A 2,335-nucleotide genomic window follows, 5' to 3' on the forward strand; every position below is an offset into this window, starting at 1 on the left:
CTTTAAGAAGCCAGACCTTAGCAACTACATTAAGAGTACCGAGGACGCCTTAAACGGCATTCTGTGGAAGGACGACGCCATGCTATGTGACATTAACGCTAAGAAGCGATTTAGCGACGAAGAGAAGATTGTCATTGAGGTAAGCAAGATTAACGATAATCAGTATTAAGGGGGTGATAGATTTGGCGGATGAAATTGACCGATATTTTAAGGCATGTATCTCAGGTAAGATTGATTCACTAATCAAGTGTCGAATCAGAAAATTAGAGGAAGATACTGGTTGTGCTGATGAAAACTATGGTGGCGGACGCATTCAAAACGTTAACGTTGCCAAAAACGGCATTGAAAATCGGATTATTAGAAAATCTGATGACTGGAATGTTGCACAGTGGAAAAAGGATCTATGGAATGTCAATCAATTCATGTTGACGTTGACACCACATGAGCAGCAGTTATTACAAATGAGATACCGTCGCAAACCTTATAGTTGGGATAAAGTGGCCAAAGAACTCTACAAGTCAAAGCGTCAGTGTTACAACGACTTGAAGCGAATCAAACAAGAATTCTCAGAAGGAGCGTACTGGGACCCATCCTTCCTGTGGAAAACTTTGTAGGGTCAAAAGACTTCACTTTTATTGCACTTTTTGGCTTAAAAAGCGTTGTAAAATGATATTGTGGTTAATTCAAATAGCCAAGGGAATGAGCGGCCATCTCCAAATGGTGTCTTGTCATGAGTGCTTACCTTTCAATTTATCTCATTGGTTAGCTCGTTCCCGTTGTGAACAAAGCCAAGTGGCCCGTGGTTGCCTGCAAGCGGTTGTTAAATCAACGCCACGGTTAGAAATATCGTTACGGGGGCAGTACCCGTGTTGTTCTTAGCTTGCGATGACTAGTTGACTTATCAACTAAGAGCGAGCATATGTGACCATTTCCTGGCGGTTTTGGTTGCGGTACATATTCCAATTAAGCGCAGAGCAAGTAAGTCGTATTGATAAAAAACGCTCTATCCGGAAGAGCTAATCCGTTTGTTTGGGTTTGAGGCGGTAGGCAGGGTCGCTACCTGCGTACATACGTGCCATGACGAAGGGCCTTGTACTTCTCATTCTTGTCAGACTTCGGGTGCTGACCCGGTAAACACGTAATCAACGTGTGGGCTGACAAACACGCCTGATAGTTGGGCTTTGTACACTATTGTATGTCTCGACCGTGACGCCTGACGGTCAACACAAAAATCTGGGATTCTCGTATTAATGCATTGTAGATACTTGCTCCCTATTTGTGTACATATGACTGTTTCCAAAATGGAAATGGTCTTTTTATTTGAAGGAAATATGGACTTTATTGTAGCGCACCCGTTTTGGTCGTTTTTTTTATGTGTTTGATTGCCAGGTTGTTTTTTGGAGGTGGAGAATGAAAGATCATTTGAAATTTAAGGTTACCAAGGCAATGGTGTACACGGCTAATGCGGTGGCGTACATGGTATTAGCTGGTCTAATTGTCGGAGCAACTGGTGTCATGATTATTGGCGCTAAAATTCTGTGGTTCGGAGTGACGCTATAGATGAAAATGTGCGATTTACTGGTTATTGCTGGTGGGGTGATTGCTATTATCGCCTTGTTAGTATTATTAATTTCTATGATATTAGACTATTTTTCAAACAGTGTCATTTGTGACTTTGAACCGATAGCTTATATTTCACTAGCTTTTTGTTTAGTCGGTATTGTTCTTGTATTAATTGGGTGTGCCATTAATCCAAATAAATCAAAAGATAGTAATGATTACCCAGTTTTTGTTCCTATTTTTATTGGGAGGTAAAAAATGGTAAACGATACAATTGAAAACGTTACTCAATGGTTATCAGAGAATAAGACGATCATATATCAATATGAAGTAGCGTTGTTGATAGTCTCAATTCTGGTTTTTATCGGCGTTTTTTATTTGTATAGATGGTTAATGAAGGAAAGTGGACCATGTTCAAGGTCAGAAAAAAGCCAGTCGTCTGTATGGCACGTATTGCTGAACAAGTTGAATATATTGAAACGCTAGAAGGAACGATGAAGGCTGAAATTGGTGATTATATCATCACTGGTATTCAAGTAGAATGCTGGCCCCTGAAACCGGATATATTCAAGCAGACATACGAAATAATTTAGGTGGATTAGGCTACCTTTTTTAGTACATATATCAATATGAAAGGAGGATCTACAATGACATGACAAAACGTGATGAAGCTAAGCAAGACTACTTAGCTGGAATGAAGTATAAGGAAATTGCAGAGAAGTACGGAGTAACTTTAAATACAGTTAAGTCGTGGAAAACGAGACACTGGAATAAA

6 protein-coding genes are annotated in these 2,335 nt (G+C 39.9%); all 6 read left to right on the plus strand.

Translation table 11 applies throughout. The annotated features are described in order from the left end of the window. The first annotated feature begins 61 nt into the window (after positions 1–61). A complete protein-coding gene (locus tag IV71_RS08580; protein ID WP_234781183.1) occupies positions 62–169 on the plus strand; it encodes a RusA family crossover junction endodeoxyribonuclease in 108 nt (35 codons plus the stop codon). A 13-nt stretch (positions 170–182) separates the two neighbouring features. Beyond that, positions 183–614, plus strand: coding sequence for a DUF722 domain-containing protein (locus IV71_RS07090; protein WP_010691910.1), 432 nt, complete (start codon positions 183–185; stop codon positions 612–614). 796 nt (positions 615–1,410) lie between these two features. After that, positions 1,411–1,560: a hypothetical protein gene (locus IV71_RS08280; RefSeq protein WP_010691909.1), complete on the plus strand. Its 150-nt coding sequence runs from the start codon at positions 1,411–1,413 to the stop codon at positions 1,558–1,560. Then, a complete protein-coding gene (locus tag IV71_RS07095) occupies positions 1,561–1,815 on the plus strand; it encodes a hypothetical protein (RefSeq protein WP_010691908.1) in 255 nt (84 codons plus the stop codon). A 155-nt stretch (positions 1,816–1,970) separates the two neighbouring features. Continuing rightward, positions 1,971–2,153 (plus strand): hypothetical protein, encoded by a 183-nt coding sequence (locus IV71_RS07100; protein WP_010691907.1) that lies wholly within the window; start codon positions 1,971–1,973, stop codon positions 2,151–2,153. Between the two features lie 59 nt (positions 2,154–2,212). After that, positions 2,213–2,335 (plus strand): RNA polymerase sigma factor (locus IV71_RS08390; RefSeq protein WP_234781184.1); only part of this gene is annotated, 123 nt, incomplete at its 3' end.

The sequence above is a fragment of the Fructobacillus fructosus KCTC 3544 genome (assembly GCF_001438695.1).
Lineage (GTDB): Bacteria > Bacillota > Bacilli > Lactobacillales > Lactobacillaceae > Fructobacillus > Fructobacillus fructosus.

Bases quoted from the DNA above. Each gene is read 5' to 3' on its own strand.
- IV71_RS08280 (WP_010691909.1), top strand. From the start codon at position 1,411: ATGAAAGATCATTTGAAATTTAAGGTTACCAAGGCAATGGTGTACACG.
- IV71_RS07095 (WP_010691908.1), top strand. From the start codon at position 1,561: ATGAAAATGTGCGATTTACTGGTTATTGCTGGTGGGGTGATTGCTATT.
- IV71_RS07100 (WP_010691907.1), top strand. From the start codon at position 1,971: ATGTTCAAGGTCAGAAAAAAGCCAGTCGTCTGTATGGCACGTATTGCT.